We start from the raw sequence: 608 nt of genomic DNA on the forward strand, positions 1-608 counted from the left end.
GCCCCACCCTCAACGAAGCCGGACCAGCGGCTGAGTAGGGTGGGGTAGTTCACAGGGTTGATCTAAGTCGCACTTCCCGACCGGTGGGTAAGCCATCGACCAACGAGAAAACACGTTGAGTGTCTACAGCTCTGTTATCCCCACCAGTAGCAGAGTGACCGAGTCAGAGGCTGTGTTGCTAGTCTATCAAGCGGCACGAACACACCTGAGCGTGGCTCCCGCTCGATACCCCCATTGTCGTCGGTGAGTCATTTAGGCGTTGAGACCGTAGGATACGACATGGCGACAATCGACGCAGACAAAATGATGGTCATCGCTGGGGTGCTACTCAGCGCCCTCGCATTCGTGGACATTTACAAAACGTGGAAAAAGACACGACAAACCGAGCGAAATGAGAACGAGCCCGACGTGACAGCGGGGACCGGAGAACAAACCCAGAATCCACCGATGTCGGACGGGTGAACCGGCCGAGGCAAACGTCTTTACGGCTATAGTCCCAACTCAATATATGGCCGACACAGACGATGCAGTGGCTGATGTCGCAGAGGATATTGACGCCGATGGACTAGGTACTGCGGTGATCGCGTCGATTGGCTCCGTTGCGCTGG

Annotated in this window: 1 protein-coding gene; it reads left to right on the top strand. The window is 56.1% G+C overall.

The annotated features are described in order from the left end of the window. Window positions 1–279 precede the first annotated feature (279 nt). Entirely contained in the window at window positions 280–462 is a 183-nt protein-coding gene (locus tag DVK07_RS20620; protein ID WP_121598594.1) for a hypothetical protein, read from the top strand. The last annotated feature ends 146 nt before the right edge of the window (window positions 463–608 follow it).

Source organism: Halorubrum sp. Atlit-26R (assembly GCF_003666015.1).
Taxonomy (GTDB): Archaea; Halobacteriota; Halobacteria; order Halobacteriales; family Haloferacaceae; genus Halorubrum.